At 70.6% G+C, this 19697-nt stretch carries 14 protein-coding genes; 9 read left to right on the top strand and 5 right to left on the bottom strand.

Annotation, left to right across the window (positions count from 1 at the left end):
* Positions 1-7 precede the first annotated feature (7 nt).
* Positions 8-610: a hypothetical protein gene (locus ACFQO7_RS01595; protein WP_376804636.1), complete on the top strand. Its 603-nt coding sequence runs from the start codon at positions 8-10 to the stop codon at positions 608-610.
* Between the two features lie 84 nt (positions 611-694).
* Here ACFQO7_RS01595 and ACFQO7_RS01590 read toward each other — a convergent pair whose 3' ends face one another.
* Both ACFQO7_RS01590 and acnA read right to left on the bottom strand, forming a co-directional pair.
* A complete protein-coding gene (locus ACFQO7_RS01590) occupies positions 695-1654 on the bottom strand; it encodes a pirin family protein (RefSeq protein ID WP_376804635.1) in 960 nt (319 codons plus the stop codon).
* A 220-nt stretch (positions 1655-1874) separates the two neighbouring features.
* Positions 1875-4613: an aconitate hydratase AcnA gene (acnA, locus tag ACFQO7_RS01585; protein WP_376804634.1), complete on the bottom strand. Its 2739-nt coding sequence runs from the start codon at positions 4611-4613 to the stop codon at positions 1875-1877.
* A 138-nt stretch (positions 4614-4751) separates the two neighbouring features.
* On the opposite strand from acnA, the gene ACFQO7_RS01580 reads away from it, so the two are divergent.
* The 3 genes from ACFQO7_RS01580 (at position 4752) to ACFQO7_RS01570 (ending at position 7262) form a co-directional block, all read left to right on the top strand.
* Positions 4752-5114: a VOC family protein gene (locus tag ACFQO7_RS01580; protein WP_376804633.1), complete on the top strand. Its 363-nt coding sequence runs from the start codon at positions 4752-4754 to the stop codon at positions 5112-5114.
* 256 nt (positions 5115-5370) lie between these two features.
* Positions 5371-6015 (top strand): LysE family translocator, encoded by a 645-nt coding sequence (locus ACFQO7_RS01575; protein ID WP_376804632.1) that lies wholly within the window; start codon positions 5371-5373, stop codon positions 6013-6015.
* Between the two features lie 242 nt (positions 6016-6257).
* Positions 6258-7262, top strand: a complete 1005-nt coding sequence (locus tag ACFQO7_RS01570) for a pirin family protein (RefSeq protein ID WP_376804631.1) — start codon at positions 6258-6260, stop codon at positions 7260-7262.
* A gap of 89 nt (positions 7263-7351) precedes the next feature.
* On the opposite strand, the gene ACFQO7_RS01565 is transcribed toward ACFQO7_RS01570, so the two are convergent.
* On the bottom strand, positions 7352-7525 hold the full coding sequence (locus ACFQO7_RS01565; protein WP_360529100.1) for a hypothetical protein: 174 nt from the start codon (positions 7523-7525) through the stop codon (positions 7352-7354).
* Between the two features lie 306 nt (positions 7526-7831).
* Here ACFQO7_RS01565 and pulA point away from each other — a divergent pair, with 306 nt between their 5' ends.
* Complete coding sequence (gene pulA / locus ACFQO7_RS01560; protein WP_417281889.1) at positions 7832-13531, top strand: pullulanase-type alpha-1,6-glucosidase; 5700 nt, start codon at positions 7832-7834, stop codon at positions 13529-13531.
* A 135-nt stretch (positions 13532-13666) separates the two neighbouring features.
* Here pulA and ACFQO7_RS01555 read toward each other — a convergent pair whose 3' ends face one another.
* The gene (locus tag ACFQO7_RS01555; protein WP_376804630.1) at positions 13667-14251 is read right to left on the bottom strand and encodes a calcium-binding protein; all 585 of its coding nucleotides are present in this window, start codon (positions 14249-14251) and stop codon (positions 13667-13669) included.
* 290 nt (positions 14252-14541) lie between these two features.
* On the bottom strand, positions 14542-15987 hold the full coding sequence (locus ACFQO7_RS01550; protein WP_376804629.1) for an aminopeptidase P family protein: 1446 nt from the start codon (positions 15985-15987) through the stop codon (positions 14542-14544).
* Positions 15988-16059: 72 nt separating this feature from the next.
* Between ACFQO7_RS01550 and asnB the strand changes: the two genes are divergently transcribed.
* The 4 genes from asnB (at position 16060) to ACFQO7_RS01530 (ending at position 19697) form a co-directional block, all read left to right on the top strand.
* Entirely contained in the window at positions 16060-18075 is a 2016-nt protein-coding gene (gene asnB, locus ACFQO7_RS01545) for an asparagine synthase (glutamine-hydrolyzing) (protein WP_361039433.1), read from the top strand.
* Positions 18076-18193: 118 nt separating this feature from the next.
* The gene (locus ACFQO7_RS01540; protein ID WP_376804628.1) at positions 18194-18679 is read left to right on the top strand and encodes a hypothetical protein; all 486 of its coding nucleotides are present in this window, start codon (positions 18194-18196) and stop codon (positions 18677-18679) included.
* Between the two features lie 9 nt (positions 18680-18688).
* Positions 18689-19123 carry a hypothetical protein gene (locus tag ACFQO7_RS01535; RefSeq protein ID WP_376804627.1) on the top strand — a complete coding sequence of 145 codons (435 nt, stop codon included), beginning with the start codon at positions 18689-18691 and terminating at the stop codon, positions 19121-19123.
* On the top strand, positions 19110-19697 hold the full coding sequence (locus tag ACFQO7_RS01530; RefSeq protein ID WP_376804626.1) for a carboxymuconolactone decarboxylase family protein: 588 nt from the start codon (positions 19110-19112) through the stop codon (positions 19695-19697). The genes ACFQO7_RS01535 and ACFQO7_RS01530 overlap by 14 nt, the downstream gene beginning before the upstream one ends.

Raw genomic sequence — 19697 nt, 5'->3', positions numbered from 1 at the left:
TCACCCGATGTCGTCGTTCACGTACACCGCCCCGTTCCGGTTCGGCCGGCTGACCAAGTCCATGCTGGCCGTCGGAGTGCTCGCGGCTGTCGCGGGCCTGCTGCCGGGCTGGAGCGAGGACGTCCGGGTGGTGCTGATCGCGGGCGGGCTGGCGCTGCCGGGCACGCTGCTCGCCCTGTACCTGCCGCTGATCCTGGGCGGCAAGCCGGGCCTGCGGGTCGACGCCGACGGCGTCCTGTTCGGCGGGCGCCCGCTGATCTACGCCCGGACCAGCGCCTTCGTGCCCTGGTCGGCGATCAGCGAGATCTACCTGTTCCGGGTGCACCAGGGCCTGTTCGTCACCACGTACGTCGGGGTCCAGGGCGTCGACGGGGTCGCGCCGCTGCGGCCGTCCATGCCGGCGAGCGTGGCCGCCACGATCTGGCACGTGCCGACCGAGGTCGTGCTGGCGAGCCGCCCGGCCTTCGGCTGGCAGCTGGACAAGGCGGCGCTGACCACAGCGGCGGGCTACTTCGCACCCGGCGTGCCGGTGATCGACCTGACGGAGGCGGCCCCGATGCAGCGCCAACTCCGTGAGACGCCGCAGACCTTCGGCCCGCCGTCCGCGTGACGCGCGCCGTGCCCGACCGTGCTCTGGCCGGACACGTGCTCCGGCCCGCCACGGCCGTCTCGGCGGAGCCTGCCGCCAGGCGGGTCAGCGAACGCGGCCGCGGGGTTTGAGCTGGGCGTTGGGCAGCACCGGAGCGGGCAGCGGCGCACCGTCGTAGCCGGTCACCGCGCCGAAGCGCGGGTCGGCCGCCATCCACTGCTCGCGTGCGGCGGCGACGTCGTCGTGGCTGCGCCCGACGAAGTTCCACCACATCACGATCTCCTCCTCGAACGGCTCGCCGCCGAGCAGCAGCACCCGGGCCGGTCCGTCCGCGGCCAGGTCGAGGGCGGTCCGCTCGCGGCCGAGATAGAGCAGGGTGCCGGGCTCCAGCGGTACGCCGTCGACGTGCGCGGCGCCGTCGAGCACCAGCGCCGCGTACTCGAAATCGCCGCGCAGCGGCAGGGTGATCGCCGACCCCGCGGCCAGTGCGGCTTCCGCGCCGACCAGCGGGGTGTACGCCGTCGCGGGCGACACCGCGCCCGCCAGCTCGCCCATGATCACCGTCAGGACGGCCCCGGCCAACTCGACGACGGGCAGGTCGGGGTGATGCTCGAAGGCCGGGGCGACCGAGCGCGCCGCGTCTGGCAGGGCGACCCACAGCTGCACGCCGTGCAGGGGTTCCGTACGCGGGACGGGCGACTCCTCGGAGTGCGAGATGCCCTGCCCGGCCGTCATCAGGTTGAGCTGACCTGGGCGGACGAGCGCTTTGCTGCCGACGCTGTCGCGGTGCAGCACCTCGCCCTGGACCAGCCAGGTGACGGTCTGCAGGCCGGTGTGTGGGTGGGGCGCGACGCGCATGTCGTGGTCGGCGGGGCCGTACTGGTCGACGAAGCACCACGCGCCGACCATGCGCCGGTCCTTGTGCGGCAGCGTACGGCTGACCATCATGCCGCGCGGCCCGCCCAACACGACCTCGCGGCCGGGGAGCAGCTCGTGGGTCGGCCCGTCCGGCACCGGCTCGTGCCCGCAGGCGGTCTCGACAGGCGCCGTCTCAACGTTGCTCATTCAACTAACTGTACTGCTGGCAGCCGCCTTCGGCGGCTGCGGCGTTCGGCCTCTCAGCCGGCGTCACACGCCAGTCGTCGGCTTCGCTTCGCTTACCTCCTTGGTGGCGCGTGACGCCGGCGGCCGAACGCGGTGCTCCGGGCGGCCGGATGTGAAGGAAGGGCACCTTCCTAACGCAATGCGTTAGGAAGGTGCCCTTCCTTGTCCTCACGCGGACTGGTCAGCTCGCGAGCATCCGGCGGAGGACGTACTGGAGGATGCCGCCGTGGCGGTAGTAGTCCGCCTCACCGGGGGTGTCGATGCGGACGACCGCGTCGAAGGTGACCCCGGTGTCGGTGGTGACCTTGACCGTCTTCGGGGTGGTGCCCTCGTTCAGGGCCTCCACGCCGGTGAAGGTGAAGGTCTCGGTGCCGGTCAGGCCGAGCGAGTCGGCGGTCTGCCCGGCCGGGTACTGCAGCGGCAGCACGCCCATGCCGATGAGGTTCGAGCGGTGGATGCGCTCGTACGACTCGGCGATGACGGCCTTGACGCCCAGCAGCGCCGTGCCCTTGGCGGCCCAGTCGCGCGACGAGCCGGAGCCGTACTCCTTGCCCGCCAGGATGACCAGCGGGATGCCGGCCGCCTGGTAGTTCTGGCTAGCGTCGTAGATCGTGCTGACCGGGGCGTCCGCGACGGTGAAGTCGCGGGTGAAGCCGCCCTCGGTGCCGGGCGCGATCTGGTTGCGCAGGCGGATGTTGGCGAAGGTGCCCCGGATCATCACCTCGTGGTTGCCGCGGCGGGAACCGTACGAGTTGAAGTCCTTGCGCTCCACCCCGTGCTCGGCCAGGTACTTTCCGGCCGGGGAGTCCGCCTTGATGGAACCGGCGGGGGAGATGTGGTCGGTGGTCACCGAGTCGCCGAGCTTCGCCAGCACCTTCGCGCCGGCGATGTCGCTGACCGGCCCCGGCTGCGCCGCCATGCCCTCGAAGTAAGGGGGCTTGCGCACGTACGTCGAGTCACCTGCCCAGGCGAACGTGTCACCGGTCGGCGTCGGCAGGCCCTGCCAGCGCTCGTCGCCCGCGAACACGTCGGCGTAGTCCTTGGTGAACATCTCCGCCGAGATCGAGGCGTTGATGGTGTCCTGCACCTCGGCCGGGGTCGGCCAGATGTCGCGCAGGTACACCGGCTGCCCGTCGGCGTCGACGCCCAGCGGGTCGCTGGACAGGTCGATGTCCATGGTGCCCGCGATGGCGTACGCCACGACCAGCGGCGGGGACGCCAGGTAGTTCATCTTGACGTCGGGGTTGATCCGGCCCTCGAAGTTGCGGTTGCCGGACAGCACCGACACCACGGCGAGGTCGGCCTCGTTGACCGCGGCGCTGATCTCCTCCGGCAGCGGGCCGGAGTTGCCGATGCAGGTCACGCAGCCGTAGCCGACCAGGTGGAAGCCGAGCTTCTCCAGGTACGGCACCAGACCGGCCTTGGCGTAGTAGTCCATGACGACCTTGGAGCCGGGCGCCAGCGTGGTCTTCACCCACGGCTTGGCGCGCAGACCCCGCTCGACGGCCTTCTTGGCCAGCAGCGCCGCGCCCAGCATGACCTGCGGGTTCGACGTGTTGGTGCAGGAGGTGATCGAGGCGATCACGACCGCGCCGTGGTCGAGGTGGTACGTCGAGCCGTCGGCCGCGGTGACCGGCGTCGGGTTGCTGGCCCGGGTGAGGCTCTGCGCGGGGGAGTCCGATGCCGGGAAGCTCTCCTTGCCGGCCTCGTCCTCCTCCTCGTCCTTGACGTAGTCGGGCAGCACCGAGCGGAACGCGGTCTTGGCGTTGGTCAGCTCGACCCGGTCCTGCGGGCGCTTCGGGCCGGCGATGCTCGGCACGACGGTCGCCAGGTCCAGCTCCAGGTACTCGGAGTAGGACGGCTCGACCGACGGGTCGTGCCACAGGCCCTGCTGCTTCGCGTACGCCTCGACCAGCGCGATCTGCTCGGCCGGGCGGCCGGTCAGCTCCAGGTAGGCGATGGTCTCCGCGTCGATCGGGAAGATCGCGCAGGTGGAGCCGAACTCGGGGCTCATGTTGCCGATGGTGGCGCGGTTGGCCAGCGGCACCGAGGTCACGCCGGGGCCGTAGAACTCGACGAACTTGCCGACCACGCCGTGCTTGCGCAGCTGCTGGGTGATGGTGAGCACCAGGTCGGTGGCGGTCGCGCCGGAGGGCAGCTCGCCGAACAGCTTGAAGCCGACGACCTTCGGGATCAGCATGCTGACCGGCTGGCCGAGCATCGCGGCCTCGGCCTCGATGCCGCCGACGCCCCAGCCCAGCACGCCCAGGCCGTTGACCATCGTGGTGTGCGAGTCGGTGCCGACCACGGTGTCCGGGTAGGCCTGGCCGTTGCGCGGCATGATCACGCGGGCCAGGTGCTCGATGTTCACCTGGTGCACGATGCCGGTGCCCGGCGGGACGACCTTGAACTCGTTGAACGCGGTCTGGCCCCAGCGCAGGAACTGGTAGCGCTCCTGGTTGCGGCCGTACTCGATCTCTACGTTGCGCTCGAAGGCGTCCTGGCGGCCGAACACGTCGGCGATGACCGAGTGGTCGATGACCAGCTCGGCCGGGGCCAGCGGGTTGACCTTCGAGGCGTCGCCGCCCAGGTCGCGGACGGCCTCGCGCATGGTGGCCAGGTCGACCACGCAGGGCACGCCGGTGAAGTCCTGCATGAGGACGCGGGCGGGCGTGAACTGGATCTCCACGCTGGGCTCGGCGGTCGGGTCCCAACCACCCAGCGCGCGGATGTGGTCGGCGGTGATGTTGGCGCCGTCTTCGGTGCGCAGCAGGTTCTCCAGCAGGATCTTCAGGCTGAAGGGCAGCCGCTCGTGGCCCTCCACCTTGTCGATCTGGAAGATCTCGTAGCCCGCGTCACCGACGCGCAGCTCACTCTTGGCACCGAACGTGTCGAGGCTCGCCACGTCGTACTCCTTCACAGCGGGTCTGTTACCACCTGAGTCTTTCGCAGAGGCCGACACGTGGGCAGGTAAGGCAAGGCTTACTGCCTGCGGCGGCGTCACCCAAACCGTACGTCCGTCTTGTTTAAGGCGCAAGTCCGTGCCAGACTCCGGGATGTGATTCACCACGTACAGGTCGCCTGCCCCCGGGGCAGCGAGGACGTGCTGCGCGGCTTCTACGTCGGCGTCCTCGGCATGACCGAGAAACCCAAACCACCCGCGCTCGCGGTCCGTGGCGGCTGCTGGTTCATCGACGAGTACGGCAGCGAACTGCACCTCGGCGTCGAGGACGACTTCCGCCCCGCCCGCAAGGCCCACCCCGCCCTGCTCCGCCCCGACCTCGACACCCTCGCCGCCCGCCTGGAGGCGGCAGGCTACCCGGTGACCTGGGGCAACGACGAGGTCCCCGGCATCCGCCGCTTCCACACCGAAGACCCCCACGCCAACCGCCTCGAATTCGTCCTGATCGCCCCCGCCTGACGCGCTCCCTCTCGCGTCGACGCCCCCGCCCGACCGCGTCGATCATGAACTTATGGCCGTGTTCGACGGTGTGTCGCTGCCATAACTTCATGATCGATCACATCTGATCTCGATGGGCCGGGGTGTGCCGAGTGGCCCGTGGGATGTCGGGTGGCCTGCGCGCCGAACCGCCCGCGGGGGCGGCGGTTCGGTGTGCGGGCCAGCCGATCCGGATTGGTGCTCCACCGGTGGCGTCACGTGGTGGGACGATCCGGTCATGATCTCTTCGGGCGCGGTTCTCGGTGTGTTCGCGGTGGCGCTGGCCATGGTGCTCACCCCGGGGCCGAACATGATGTATCTCGTCTCGCGCAGCATCACCCAGGGGCGCCGGGCGGGGCTGATCTCGCTGGCCGGTGTCGCGGTGGGCTTCCTCGTCTACCTGGTGGCCACGAACCTGGGGCTCTCGGCGCTGTTCGTGGCGGTGCCGTCGCTCTACCTCGCGGTGAAGCTCGCCGGTGCGGCGTACCTCGGCTGGTTGGCTTTCCAGGCGCTGCGGCCCGGCGGGGTGTCGGTGTTCGAGCCGGCGGCGCTGCCGCCGGACTCGAACCGGCGGCTGTTCACGATGGGGCTGGTCACCAACCTGCTCAACCCCAAGATCGCCATCATGTACCTGTCGCTGATCCCGCAGTTCATCGACCCGGCGGCCGGGCACGTGCTGGCGCAGGGCTTCCTGCTCGGCGCGGTGCAGATCGTGGTCGCGGTCACCGTCAACGGGCTGATCGCGCTGGCCGCGGGCACGATCGCGAGCTTCCTTTCCGGCCGCCCGGTATGGCTGCGCGTCCAGCGCTACCTGATGGGCACCGTCCTCGGCGTGCTCGCCGTCCGCATGGCGACCGACCACACCCGCCCCACCCCCGCCTGACCGCCCGGCCCCACCCGTCTCGCCGCGCCGCGCCGTCTCGCCGCGCCGCGCCGTCTCGCCGCGCCGCGCCGAGCGATGATCATGAAGTTATGGCACCGACACGCCGTCGAACCTGCCCATAAGTTCATGATCACCGCGGCGCGGCGCGGTGCCGGGCGGGCGTGTGATCGGGGGAATGTTGGAGGATCGTTGACTGTTCAACTATCTTGTCAGGGGAAACGTTAGTACAGAGGGAGGGCGTCATGCCTGCCGTTACCGTCGATGACCTGTTGGTGCTGCCCCGGGTGCCCGTGCCGGGTGAGGCCGCGGTCGAGCGGAAGGTCACGTCGGTGACCGCCGCGCCGTCGGGGTTCGAGGGGGAGGGGTTCCCGGTCCGCCGCGCGTTCGCGGGCGTCGACCTGAAGGCCCTGGACCCGTTCATCCACATGGACCAGATGGGTGAGGTCGAGTACGCACCCGGAGAGCCGAAGGGAACCCCGTGGCACCCGCACCGGGGCTTCGAGACGGTCACCTACCTGCTCGACGGCATCTTCCGGCACCAGGACTCGCACGGCGGCGGCGGGCTGATCTCCGACGGTGACACCCAGTGGATGACGGCCGGCAGCGGCCTGCTGCACATCGAGGCTCCGCCGGAGGAGCTGGTCATGTCGGGCGGCCTGTTCCACGGCTTCCAGCTGTGGGTCAACCTGCCCGCCAAAATGAAGATGTCGCCGCCGCGTTATCAGGACATCCGGGCCGGTCAGGTGTCGCTGCTCAGCTCGCCCGACGGCGGCGTGCTGCTGCGCGTCATCGCCGGTGAGGTGGCCGGTTACTCCGGGCCGGGCATCACGCACACCCCGATCGCGCTGGTGCACGCCACGCTCGCGCCGGGCGCGCAGCTGCGGCTGCCGTGGCGGCCGGACTTCAACGCGCTGGTGTACACGCTGGCCGGGTCGGGTTCGGTCGGCGCCGAGAAGCGGCCGGTGAAGCTGGGCGATCTGGCGGTGTACGGGGCCGGTGACGTGATCACCGTCGAGGCCGACGCGTCGCAGGAGAGCCGCAACGCGGCCGGCATGGACGTGCTGATCCTGGGCGGGCTGCCGATCCGCGAGCCGGTGATGGCGTACGGCCCGTTCGTGATGAACACCAAGGCCGAGCTGATCCAGGCGTTCGAGGACTACCAGGCGGGCAAGCTGGGTGTGATCCCGAGCGAGCCGCGCCGGGTCGACGTCGGCGAGGGCGACCACCCGGGCCACGACGTCCTCTGAGCAGGGCCTGCGGGCCGTAATGGTTAAGAAGGGCACCTTCTATAACGCGGAGCGTTAAGAAGGTGCCCTTCCTTGCTCTCGGTCCGGCGTCACGGGACCGGGGGCAGGGGCGGGAGGCCGGGGACGGGGAGTTCGGGCAGGCCGGGTACGGGCGGGAGGCTCGGGTCGACGGGCAGGCCGGGTGCGGCGCCGCCGAGCACGATGGAGATCAGGCTGGCCAGCAGGTCGTTGATGCTGGTCAGCAGTTCGGTGATGGCATCCATGGGACCCACCTTCCGGTAGCGGTCGCGGAGGTGTATCGACCGATTAGGACTATTTGATTACTAATACCCGACATGTGGCAAGGGTTGCCCTGCTTCCGGAGGACCACGGTTGGGGGAGGGTGTCGGCGGCGATCTTTCAGCCTCCTGCTGTTTACACGTCAAAGATTGCAAGGCCTTGCGGAAACATTTCAGTTACCCGTATGTTGCCGCTGTTGCTCGTGTGACGCCCCCGACACTTCACCCTCCCGGAGAAGGCCCATGGCAGCCCTACGCGCCCTCGTGCGCCCCGCGGCACTTCGCAAAGAGTTGAGAAACCCCCGGACCCTCCTCATCGGACTGCTGGCGGTGGTGCTGGCCGTGGCCCCATTCGTGGTGATCCGCTCGCTGACCGGCGGCGGCCCCGCGCAGTGGGTGCAGGCCGGTGACACCTACTGGGCCGACGAGCCCGCGGCGGCGGCGCTCGCCGCGGCCGGCACGCCGCGCCGCCAGGCGGAGCAGTTCTACTTCGTGCTGCCGGACCGCTTCGCCAACGGCGACACCCGCAACGACAAGGGCGGGCTGTCCGGCGACCGGCTCAAGACCGGCCTGGACAAGACCGACAAGGGCTTCTACCACGGCGGCGACCTGGCCGGCCTGATGGACAAGCTCGACTACATCGAAGGCCTGGGCACCACCGCGATCTGGCTCGCCCCGGTGTTCCAGAACCGCCCGGTGCAGGGGACCGGCGCGGACGCCTCGGCCGGCTACCACGGCTACTGGATCACCGACTTCACCCAGGTCGACCCGCACTTCGGCACCAACGCGGACCTGAAGAAGCTGGTCAAGCTCGCACACCAGCGCGGCATCAAGATCTACCTCGACGTCATCGTGAACCACACCGCCGACGTCATCGCGTACGAGGAGAACCAGTACTCGTACGTGGACAAGAAGACCAGCCCGTACACCGACACCGCGGGGCGGGCGTTCGAAGACGTCAACTACGCCGATGGAAAGAGCGGGTTCCCCAAGACGGACCGCTCGTCGATGCCGTACACCCCGGTCTTCAAGAGCGCTGCCGACGCCAAGGCCAAGACGCCCGCCTGGCTGAACGACCCGACGATGTACCACAACCGGGGCGACTCCACCTTCTCCGGCGAGAACAGCACCTACGGCGACTTCTTCGGCCTCGACGACCTGTGGACCGAGCGGCCCGAGGTGGTCCGCGGCATGACCAAGGTCTACTCGGACTGGATCGAGTCCACCGGCGTGGACGGCTTCCGCCTGGACACCGCCAAGCACGTGAACATGGAGTTCTGGCCGCAGTTCAGCCAGGGCATCGCGGTCGACGCCCGCAAGGCCGGCAAGCCCGACTTCTTCATGTTCGGCGAGGTCTACTCGGCCGACCCGAACATCATGTCGAGTTACGTGCGGCAGGGCCGCCTGCAGGCCACGCTCGACTTCGGCTTCCAGGCCGCCGCGCAGGGCTTCGTCACCGGCGGCTCCGGCCAGGGCCTGGGCGACCTGTACGCCGCCGACGGCCTGTACACCTCACCCGGCACCGACGCGTCCACGCTGCCGACCTTCCTCGGCAACCACGACATGGGCCGCATCGGCACGTTCATCAGCAACGTCGAGGCTGACGCCACGGTCGCCCTCCAGCGCGACCGGCTCGCCCACGAGCTCATGTTCCTGACCCGCGGCCAGCCGGTCGTCTACTCGGGCGACGAGCAGGGCTTCACCGGCAACGGCGGGGACAAGGACGCCCGGCAGGACATGTTCGCCAGCCAGGTCGCCGACTACCTCGACGACGACCTGCTCGGCACCGACCGCACCCACGCGGCCGACCAGTTCGACACCGTGCACCCGCTCTACCGCGCGATCGCCGAGCTGGGCGCGCTGCGCAAGGCGCACCCGGCGCTGCGCGACGGCGTGCAGGTGACCCGGCACGCGGGCGACGGCGTGTTCGCCTTCTCCCGCATCGACCCGGCGCAGCGCTTCGAGTACCTGGTGGCGTCGAACAGCGGCACCGCCCCGAAGACCGTCACCGTGGACACCGCCACCGCGAGCGCCGTGTTCGGGCAGCTCTACCCCGCTGCGGGCAACGGCCCGACGGCCGGGGCGGACGGCAAGGTGACGATCACCGTGCCCGCGCTGTCCAGCATCGTGCTGCGCGCCGACCGGGCGCTGCCGAGCGCCGGCGACCCGCAGATCACCATCACCGCCCCGGGTTCGGGCGCGGAGGTCGCCACCCGCGCCGCCGTCACCGCCCAGGTCACCGGCGACCCGCTCGCCACGGTCACGTTCGCGGCGCAGGTCGGCGACGGCCCGTGGAAGCTGCTCGGCACCTCGAAGGCGGTCGGCGAGCACACCGTGTTCCACGACCTGACCGGCCTGGCCGGTGGCACGGCCGTCACCTACAAGGCCGTCGTCCGCGACGGCGCGGGCCGCACCGCGTCCACGACCAGCGCCATCACCGTGGCCTCGCCCGCGCAGGCCGCGCAGCGCGAGTACGTGCTGGTGCACTACCAGCGCGGCGACGGCGACTACGACCCGTGGGGGCTGTACACCTGGGGTGACGTCGACGGTTCGATGCAGCACCCGTGGCCGCAGGGGCAGCCGTTCGCGGGAGAGGACTCGTACGGGCGCTTCGCCTGGGTGAAGGTCAAGCCGGGCGCGACGAACGTCGGGTTTCTCGTGGTCAACGGCTCGGGTAGCAAGGACGTCGAGGCCGACCGCAGCGTCGACCCGAGCCGGGTCGGGGAGATCTGGCTGAAATCGGGCGACGCGACGATCTACCCCTCCCGTGCCGCCGCGACCGGCAAGGTGGACATGCACTACCGCCGGGCCGACGCGAGCTACCCCGGCTGGGGCCTGCACCTGTGGGGTGACGGCCTGGCCGCCGGAGCGGGCACGGACTGGTCGAGCCCGCGCCAGCCGGACGGCACGGACGCTTTCGGCGCACACTGGAGTGTGCCCGTCGGCGACGCGACCAAGCCGGTGAACTTCATCGTGCACCGGGGCGACGAGAAGGACCCGAACGCCGACCTCGCCATGGACATGGGTGTCGGCGAGGCGTGGATCGCGTCCGGCGACGCGACCGTGCACCCGACCCGGGCCGCCGCCGAGAAGACCGCGGTGCTGCACTACCGCCGGGCCGACGGGAACTATGCCGGCTGGGGCCTGCACCTGTGGGACGGCAACGCGAATCCGGTCGAGTGGGGCAGCCCGATGCAACCGACCGGCACGGACGCGTTCGGCGCGTACTGGCGCATCCCGCTGGTGGACGGCGCGACCGGGGTGAACTACATCATCCACAAGGGCGACGAGAAGGACCTGCCGAGCGACCAGCGGCTGGACTTCGCGACGTTCGGCAACGAGGCCTGGATCCTGTCCGGGCAGCAGGCCTACCTGCGGCCGTCGGTCAAGGGCGCGGCGCTGGACATCGACCTGAGCAAGTCGTACGCCCACTGGCTGGACCGCGGCACCATCGCGTGGAACAAGCACGACCCCGACGGCAAGGTGTACGACCTGGTCGTCGCCCCGAACGGCGGGCTGTCCGTGGTGGACGGCGCGCTGGCCGGCGACTTCACTAAGATCCGGCTGTCCGCGTCCGGCGGCCTGTCCGAGGCGCAGCGCCAGAAGTTCCCGCACCTGTGGGCGTACGGCGCGTTCGACGTGAACGCCACCCTCGCGAGCATCAAGAACGCGCTGCGCGGGCAGCTCGTGGTGACCGAGAGCGACCACGAGGGCAAGCTGCTGTCGGCGACAGGGGTGCAGATTCCGGGAGCACTCGACGACGTCTACTCCGGCGCGGCCAAGGCGGCGCTGGGCCCGGTGTTCGCCAAGGGGAGGCCCAGCCTCGCGCTGTGGGCCCCGACGGCGAAGGACGTGCAGCTGGAGCTGTTCGACAGCCCGTCGGCGACGCCGCGGACCGTGTCGATGCTGCGCGACGACAACACCGGCGTGTGGAAGGTGACCGGGTCGAGTGACTGGACCGGTAGGTACTACCGGTTCCGGGTCAGCGTGTGGCAGCCCGCCAAGGCGCAGGTCGTCACGGCGTCGGTGACGGACCCGTACGCCGTCGCGCTGTCGGCGAACTCGACGCACGGCCAGCTGATCGACGTGGCGAAGCTGCCCGGCGCGGCGGTGAAGGCCCCGTCCTACACGGGCCGGGCGCAGATCCAGGAGCTGTCGGTGCGCGACTTCTCGGTCGCGGACTCGACGGTGCCGCAGGACAAGCGCGGTACGTACGCCGCCTTCACCGACCCGCGGACCGCGGGTATGCGGCACCTGAAGTCGCTGGCCGACGCCGGGGTCTCGCACCTGCACCTGCTGCCGGTGTTCGACTTCGCGACGATCCCCGAGAAGCGGACCGACCAGCAGCAGCCCGCCTGCGACCTGCCGTCGCTGCCCCGGGACTCGTCCCAGCAGCAGGCCTGCGTGGCGGGGGTCGCCGCGACCGACGGCTACAACTGGGGCTACGACCCGCTGCACTACACGGTGCCCGAGGGCGGCTACGCGACCGAGCCCGAGGGCAAGGCCCGCAACGTGGAGTTCCAGTCCATGGTGGACGGCATCCACCGGGCCGGGCTGCGGGTGGTGCTGGACGTCGTCTACAACCACACCTCGGCCGCCGGCGACGACCCGAAGTCGGTGCTGGACCGGATCGTGCCCGGCTACTACCACCGCCTGCTGGAGGACGGGGCCGTGGCCACCTCCACCTGCTGCGCCAACACCGCGCCCGAACACGCGATGATGGGCAAGCTGGTCGTCGACTCGCTCGTCACCTGGGCGAAGACGTACCGGGTGGACGGGTTCCGGTTCGATCTGATGGGCCACCACCCGAAGCAGAACCTGCTCGACGTCCGCGCGGCACTGGACAAGCTCACCCTGGCCAAGGACGGCGTGGACGGCAAGGCGATCCTGCTCTACGGCGAGGGCTGGAACTTCGGCGAGGTCGCGAACGACGCCCGGTTCGAGCAGGCCACCCAGGCGAACATGGCGGGCACCGGCATCGCCACGTTCAACGACCGGCTGCGCGACGCCGTACGCGGCGGCGGCCCGTTCGACGGCAACCCGCGGCTGCAGGGCTTCGCGTCCGGGCTGTTCACTGACCCGAACGGCGACGCGGTCAACGGCACGGCCGCCGAGCAGAAGGCCCGGCTGCTGCACCAGCAGGACCAGATCAAGGTCGGCCTGACCGGCAACCTGGCCGGGTTCACCTTCACGGACTCGGCGGGCAACCAGGTCAGCGGCGCGGAGGTGGACTACAACGGCGCGCCGGCCGGGTACACCAAGGCCCCGGCGGAGGCGATCACGTACGTCGACGCGCACGACAACGAGATCCTGTTCGACGCGCTGGCGTACAAGCTGCCCGCGGCCACCCCGGCGCTGGACCGGGCGCGGATGCAGGTGCTGGCGCTGTCTACGGTGGTGCTCAGCCAGGGCACCGGGTTCGTCACCGCGGGCTCTGACCTGCTGCGCAGCAAGTCGCTGGACCGTAACTCGTACAACTCCGGCGACTGGTTCAACGCCATCCGCTGGGACTGCGCGAGCGGCAACGGGTTCGGGCTCGGCCTGCCCCCGGCTGCGGACAACGAGAGCAAGTGGGCGTACGCCAAGCCGCTGCTCGCGGACCCGGCGCTGGTGCCGACGTGCGAGGCGATCGGCCTGGCCGGGGACCGGTTCGCGGAGCTGCTGCGGGTCCGCGCGTCCAGCCCGCTGTTCTCCCTGCGTACGCAGGCCGAGGTGCAGCAGGCGGTGTCGTTCCCGCTGTCCGGGGCCGCCGAGACCCCGGGCGTGATCACGATGGTGATCAAGAAGGACGGCAAGACGGTCGTGGTGGTCTTCAACGCCACCACGTCCAGCACCACCCAGACCGTCGCATCCCTGAAGAACGCACGCCTGGGCCTGCACCCGGTCCTGGCCGCCTCGGCCGACCCACTGGTCCGCCAGTCCGCGTACACCTCCTCCACGGGCGCCTTCACCGTGCCCGCCCGTACCGTGACGGTCTTCGTCACGAAGTGACACAAAGGGGGCGGCCCGCCACGCACGGCCGCCCCGAGCAAGGAAGGGCACCTTCACATCGCTATGCGTTGTAGAAGGTGCCCTTCCTATCGCCCTGGTGCGGCGTGAGCCGTGATGGAGCTGGTCAGGGCCGGGTCAGGGGCAGCCGGGGCCGATGGACGGGCGGATGCACGTGTCGGTGCCCGTGCCGCCGTCGTTGGTGTTCGTGCCGTCGCCGCCGTTGAGCAGGTCGTTGTTGGCCCCGCCGAACTGGTTGTCGTTGCCGCCCCCGCCGAGCAGGTAGTCCTCGCCGTTCCCGCCGATCAGGACGTCGCTGCCGGCGTCGCCGCGCAGGTAGTCGTTGCCGTCGGCCCCTTCGAGGGTGTCCGTGCCGTCGCCGCCGACGAGGTAGTCCGCGCCCGCGTTGCCGCAGAGCAGGTCGTCGCCGCCACGGCCGTCGATGTAGTCGTTGCCGCCCAGGCCGAAGATCACATCGGGACCCGGGGTGCCGACGAGGTAGTCGGCGCCGTTGGTGCCGACCCGGGTCGGCGTGGCGGTCGCGCAGGTCACCAGGGCCGCGGCCCGCTGGGCGGCGCTCGCCACGTCGTCAGGGGCCAGCGCATCGGCCGTGGTCGGCCCGGCCAGGCCGCCCGCCACCAGTCCGGCGGCGACCATCAATCCGGTCGCCAGCGTACGCACCCACGTGCGGCGGCCCTGGAAGTCTTCACTCCTCGCGAGCATCGCTCACCCCCGGACGGACCGTTCACGCCGGGCGATGACCCGCCCCGCGCAGGTCGGCGTGTGTATTGGCCGTCCGATGTGCTCCAACGCGAAGCTTCTGACCAGGTTACGGCCATGATCGGAACACGTGTGCGGGCGGGCTGCCGCACTCGCCGCCCACTCTCACGGCAAAGGGCGGGCGCCCCGTGGGGGATGCCCGCCCTTTGCCGTGCTTTCCTCGATCATGAAGTTGTTCCCATGACACGCCGTCGAGCCGTGCCATAAGTTCATGATCGACTCGTTTCGGGGGGTCAGCCGGGGAGGCGGGGGCCGGCCTCGCGTTGGGTGGCGAGCCAGGTTTCGACCTCGGTGGAGGTGCGGGGGAGGCCGGCGGAGAGGTTGACGGCGCCGGTCTTGGTGACCAGGACGTCGTCCTCGATGCGGATGCCGACGCCGCGGAGTTCGGCGGGGACCAGTTCGTCCTCGGGCTGGAAGTACAGGCCGGGCTCGACGGTGAGGACGTAGCCCTCGTCGAGCGCGCCGTCCTTGTACGCCTCGTGCCGGGCGTGGGCGCAGTCGTGCACGTCGATGCCGAGCATGTGGCCGAAGCCGTGCAGGGTCCACCGGCGGTAGATGGTCGACTCCTTGGACATCGCCTCTTCGACGCTGACCGGGAGGATGCCCAGGTCGTGCAGGCCCTCGGCGAGCACCCGCATGCAGGTGGTGTGCACGTCGGCGAACTTCACGCCCGGCTTGATGAAGTCCATGCCGGCCTGCTGCGAGGCGTGCACGATGTCGTACACCTGGCGCTGCAGCGGGGTGAACGTGCCGCTGACCGGCAGGGTTCGGGTCACGTCGGCGGTGTAGAGGTTGCGGTTCTCCACGCCCATGTCCAGCAGCAGCAGCTCGCCCGGGGTCGTCCGGCCGTCGTTGCGGATCCAGTGCAGCACGGTCGCGTTGCGGCCCGCGCCGACGATCGAGCTGTACCCGACGGTGTTGCCGTCGTGGCGGGCGCGCAGGCCGAACACGCCGTCGATGAGGCGCTCGGAGACCGGCCGGTCGGCCGGGATGATCCGAGCCACGTCCTCGAAGCCGCGCACGGTGGCGTCGATCGCGTCCTGCAGCTGGGCGATCTCCCACTCGTCCTTGACGAGCTTCATCTCGGAGATGGTCCAGGCCAGCTCGCGGTCGCGCTCCGGGTTCGTCGGCCGGACCAGGCCGTCGACGTGCGGGTCGAGGCCGCGCAGCACCCGGGTGCGGCCCGGGGCGAGGTCGTTGAGCACGTCGGGCAGCGTGTCCAGGTGGGCGGTCTCGACGCCCAGCTCGGCGGACTTCTCGCGCAGCGTGTGGCGGCGGCCGATCCACAGCTCGCCGTAGCGGCGGTCCTTGAAGAACTCGTCGGTGTCGCGTGGCGAGCGGGGGCGCACGTACAGCACGGCGTCGTGGCCTGAGCCGTTGGGGCGCAGGACCAGCACGCTCTCCGGGTCGTGCTCGCCGGTCAGGTAGACGAAATCGCTGCCCGGGCGGTACGGGAAGTCGGTGTCGTTGGCCCGCACCATCTCGTGCCCGGACGGGATCACCAGCGTCTCGCCGGGGAACGCCGCGGACAGCGCCGCGCGCCGCTTGGCGTGGTTCGGGGCCTCCGCCCGCAGGGTCACCGGGAGCTCGGTGTCGCTCCATCCGGTGCGCATGAACTGCAGGAACTTCTCCGGGTACGCAGGGTCGTGCGACTCGGTGCCCTTCTTCTCTTCAGTCATATTGCCGCCTCCGAGCATGGTCTTCGTGTGTTCCGAGCCTATCGCCCGCTGGTAGCTGGCATGATTGCCCACGTGTGTGGACTTTTGGCCTTTTTCAGTAGTCAGGGCACGGTTGATGCGTACTCGGGCCCCCTTGGCGAGGCCCTGGAACGGCTGCACCACCGGGGCCCCGACGACACCGGGCTGGACGTCGTCGACACCGACGCGATCTTCGCGCACAAGCGGCTGGCGATCATCGACGTCGAGTTCTCCAAGGAGCCGCTGCCCTGGTCGCCGCCCGGCCCCGACAGCGCCGACTCCGCCGAGGCCCGCTACCTGCTCACCTTCAACGGGGAGATCTACAACTACCTGGAGCTGCGCCAGGAGCTGATCGACGAGTACGGCGCGAAGTTCGCCACGCAGGGTGACGGTGAGGTCATCGTGGCGGGATACCACTACTGGGGCGAGGCGGTGCTGGACCGGCTGCGGGGCATGTTCGCCTTCGTGATCTGGGACCGGCAGGAGCGGCTGGCCTTCGGCGCGCGCGACGCGTTCGGCATCAAGCCCCTGCACTACCTGCAGACCGTGGACGGGCTGTTCCTGGCCAGCGAGAAGAAGGCGCTGCTGCCGTTCGCGCCCAGCGCCGCCGCGGGCAACGCCGGCATCGACCCGGTGCAGCTGTCGCACCTGCTGACCTTCCAGTACGTGCCGGAGCCGCACACGCTGCACCACGGCATCGAGCGCATCGGCTCCGGGGAGTGCCTGACCTGGCGGCCCGGCCCGGCCGGCGAGCGCACCGGCGGGGAGCTGACCAAGCGCCGCTGGTTCCGGCCGGTGCTGCGGCCCCGGCTGTCGATCGACGACCCGAAGCGCCTGTTCGCGCAGATCCACGAGACGCTGCGGGAGAGCGTACGGCTGCACATGCGCTCCGACGTGCCGGTCGGCGCGTTCCTGTCCAGCGGCATCGACTCCACCGCCGTCGTGGCGCTGGCCCGGGAGTGGAACCCGAACATCCTGACCTTCACCGTCGGCTTCGACGTGCCCGGCTACTCCGAGATCGACGTGGCCCAGGAGTCGGCCCGGCACCTGGACGTCACCACCATCCCCACCAAGATCGGCGCGCGGGAGATGATGGAGGCGCTGCCGCGCATCGTCTGGCACCTCGACGACCCGGTCGCCGACCCGTCCCTGGTCCCGCTCTACCACGTGGCGCAGACCGCCGCGAAGCACGTGACCGTGGTGCTGTCCGGCGAGGGCGCGGACGAGTTCTTCGGCGGGTACGGCATCTACCGCGAGCCGCTGTCGCTGGCCCCGCTGACCCGGCTGCCGCACTCGTTCCAGCGCGGCCTGCGGGCGGTCTCCAAGGCGATCCCGCGGGGCATGCGCGGCAAGAGCTACCTGGAACGGGGCACCACCCCGCTGACCGAGCGCTTCTCCGGCAACTCGCGGATCTTCACCGAGGACGCCGAGATCCGCCGCCTGCTGCGCCGCCGCGAGTCGGTCGAGGCGGCGGCCCGGTTCACCGACGTCACCGCGCCGCTGTACGCCGAGGCGGCCGCCGACGGCCTCGACGACGTGGCCACCATGCAGTACGTCGACATCCACACCTGGCTGCGCGGCGACGTGCTGGTCAAGGCCGACCGCATGTCCATGGCGCACTCGCTGGAACTGCGGGTGCCGTTCCTGGACCGCGAGGTGTTCGCGGTCGCCTCGAAGATCCCCCTGGAGCTCAAGGTGCCGCCGCGCTCCAACGCCACGAAGTACGCCATGCGCAAGGCGCTGGAGCAGGTCGTGCCGCCCGCCATCGTCAACCGCCCGAAGCTGGGCTTCCCGACCCCGACCCGGGTCTGGCTGGCCGGCGAGATGTACGACTGGGCCCGGGAGATCCTGCACACCTCCGGCGCCGACGACCTGCTCGACCTGACCTATGTGGACGGTCTGCTCAAGGAGCACCGGGCCGGGGGCGCGGACAACTCCCGCAAGATCTGGACGGTGCTGGTCTTCTGCGTCTGGCACTCCATCTTCGTCGCCCGCACCCTGGATCCAGGCGTGGGACGCAACGAATCCGCCCTGCTGACGAAACCCGTCGTCGGCTCGATGGTTTCCTGACCGTTACGTCCGTGCCATGCTTGCTCTGACAACCCACGCCGTGCCCGCGTCCGCCGTGTCACACCGTCCAGGTGCGACACCGCAGGTCGGGGCCGGTGGAGCCGTCAGGGGAGGCGGGATGGCGCAGCCGGTCCTGGTGCAAGTCTCGTCCCTGCTGAGACCCGACGCGCTCGTGGCCGCCCGGGGGCTCTGGCGGGTGCCGGGGCCCCCGCGGCTGCTGCACGCCGACGTCGCGGCCCTGCCGGACAGCGCGCTGCCCTGGCTGTGGGACGTGGCCGAGGAGTTCGGCCGCGACGCCGACCTGACCGTGCTGAGCAGCGCCGACGTGCTCGCTCGGCACGGCGCGGTCCCGCCGTTGCGGGCGGCGCGGCGGCTGCGCGCCCTGGGCCGGGGCGCGGTGCTGCTGGCGTGCGGCCCGGCGGTGTCGATCCTGATCTGCGACGACCCGGACTCCCGCCCGCGCGCGGACGGGCCCGCGGACATCCTGATCGGACTGCCGTTCACGCCGACGTTACCGAATCTGCAGGCAGCGTTGGGTTTCAGCGGTGTGCCGTGGGACGCACCGGGCTGGTTGGATCTAGCGGAGAAGGCCGCCGCGGCCTAAGGTGCCTTCGTGCCCCTCGTACCAGACGACGACGACACCGTGCCCGAAAACCTTTTCGCCGTACTGCGCCACGCGGTGCTCGACGGCCCCGGATCGACGCCGTCGCGGGTGCGCCACGTCGTCGCGCACGCGAAACTCGACGAGGTCTCGCACGAGTTGCGCGGCTACGTGGACACGATGCGCGAGCACGCCTGGCGCAGCACCGACGAGCAGGTGCGCGAGCTGCTGGCGGTGGGCTGGTCGGAGGACCAGGTATACGAGCTGACCGTGGCCGTGGCGCTGGGCGCCGGGCAGCGGCGGCTGGACGCGGGACTCGCCGCGATCGCGCAGGCGCAGCAGCGCTCGTCCGGCGAGCAGGCCCCGGCCGTGCGGGCGGTGCCCGTCCCGTCGGCGGCGGCGCTCGCTGCCGCTCAGGCGGAGGTGACCCGGCATGCGGCTGCCTAGCCTGGGTCGGTCCTGGCGCTTCAGCGACCGGGTCAAACTGAAGATGATCAGGATCGCCAGCGGGCGTCCGCCGGCCGACATCCTCAAGATGCTGCACTACCGCCGGGAGTTCTTCGGCGAGCCCTTCACCGCCTGGGTGCACCGGGTGCTGCGCGGGCCCTCCGAGTGGAGCATCGGCGAGCGCGAGCTGATGGCGACCTTCGTGTCGAACCTCAACCACTGCCGCTTCTGCGCGGGCAGCCACGGCGCGGTCGCCGACGCGACGCTCGGGCCGGAGGTCACCGCCGCGGTGCTCGACGACTGGCGCACCGCCCCGCTGCGGCCGTCGCTGCGGGCAGCGTTCGCGCTGCTGGAGGTGCTCACCCTGCGCCCGGACGAGGTCGGCCCGGAGCTGGTCGAGGCGGCGTACGCCGAGGGCGTCACCGAGCAGGGGGTGCGCGATGTGGTGCACGTCTGCGCGATCTTCTGCACCATCAACCGGGTCGCCGACGCGGTCGACTTCGCGATCCCGGACGACAAGGGCTTCCAGGGCGACGCGTATCAGCTGCTCAAGCGCGGATACGCGATCAGCTGA

The organism is Catellatospora aurea, from assembly GCF_042663325.1.
GTDB classification, from domain to species: Bacteria; Actinomycetota; Actinomycetes; order Mycobacteriales; family Micromonosporaceae; genus Catellatospora; species Catellatospora aurea.
This window is presented reverse-complemented; position numbering and strand designations above follow the sequence as displayed.

Coding starts and splice junctions, on each gene's coding strand:
- ACFQO7_RS01595 (WP_376804636.1), top strand. CDS start 8: ATGTCGTCGTTCACGTACACCGCCCCGTTCCGGTTCGGCCGGCTGACC.
- ACFQO7_RS01590 (WP_376804635.1), bottom strand. CDS start 1,654: ATGAGCAACGTTGAGACGGCGCCTGTCGAGACCGCCTGCGGGCACGAG.
- ACFQO7_RS01575 (WP_376804632.1), top strand. CDS start 5,371: ATGATCTCTTCGGGCGCGGTTCTCGGTGTGTTCGCGGTGGCGCTGGCC.
- ACFQO7_RS01570 (WP_376804631.1), top strand. CDS start 6,258: ATGCCTGCCGTTACCGTCGATGACCTGTTGGTGCTGCCCCGGGTGCCC.
- ACFQO7_RS01565 (WP_360529100.1), bottom strand. CDS start 7,525: ATGGATGCCATCACCGAACTGCTGACCAGCATCAACGACCTGCTGGCC.
- ACFQO7_RS01555 (WP_376804630.1), bottom strand. CDS start 14,251: ATGCTCGCGAGGAGTGAAGACTTCCAGGGCCGCCGCACGTGGGTGCGT.
- ACFQO7_RS01550 (WP_376804629.1), bottom strand. CDS start 15,987: ATGACTGAAGAGAAGAAGGGCACCGAGTCGCACGACCCTGCGTACCCG.
- ACFQO7_RS01540 (WP_376804628.1), top strand. CDS start 18,194: ATGGCGCAGCCGGTCCTGGTGCAAGTCTCGTCCCTGCTGAGACCCGAC.
- ACFQO7_RS01530 (WP_376804626.1), top strand. CDS start 19,110: ATGCGGCTGCCTAGCCTGGGTCGGTCCTGGCGCTTCAGCGACCGGGTC.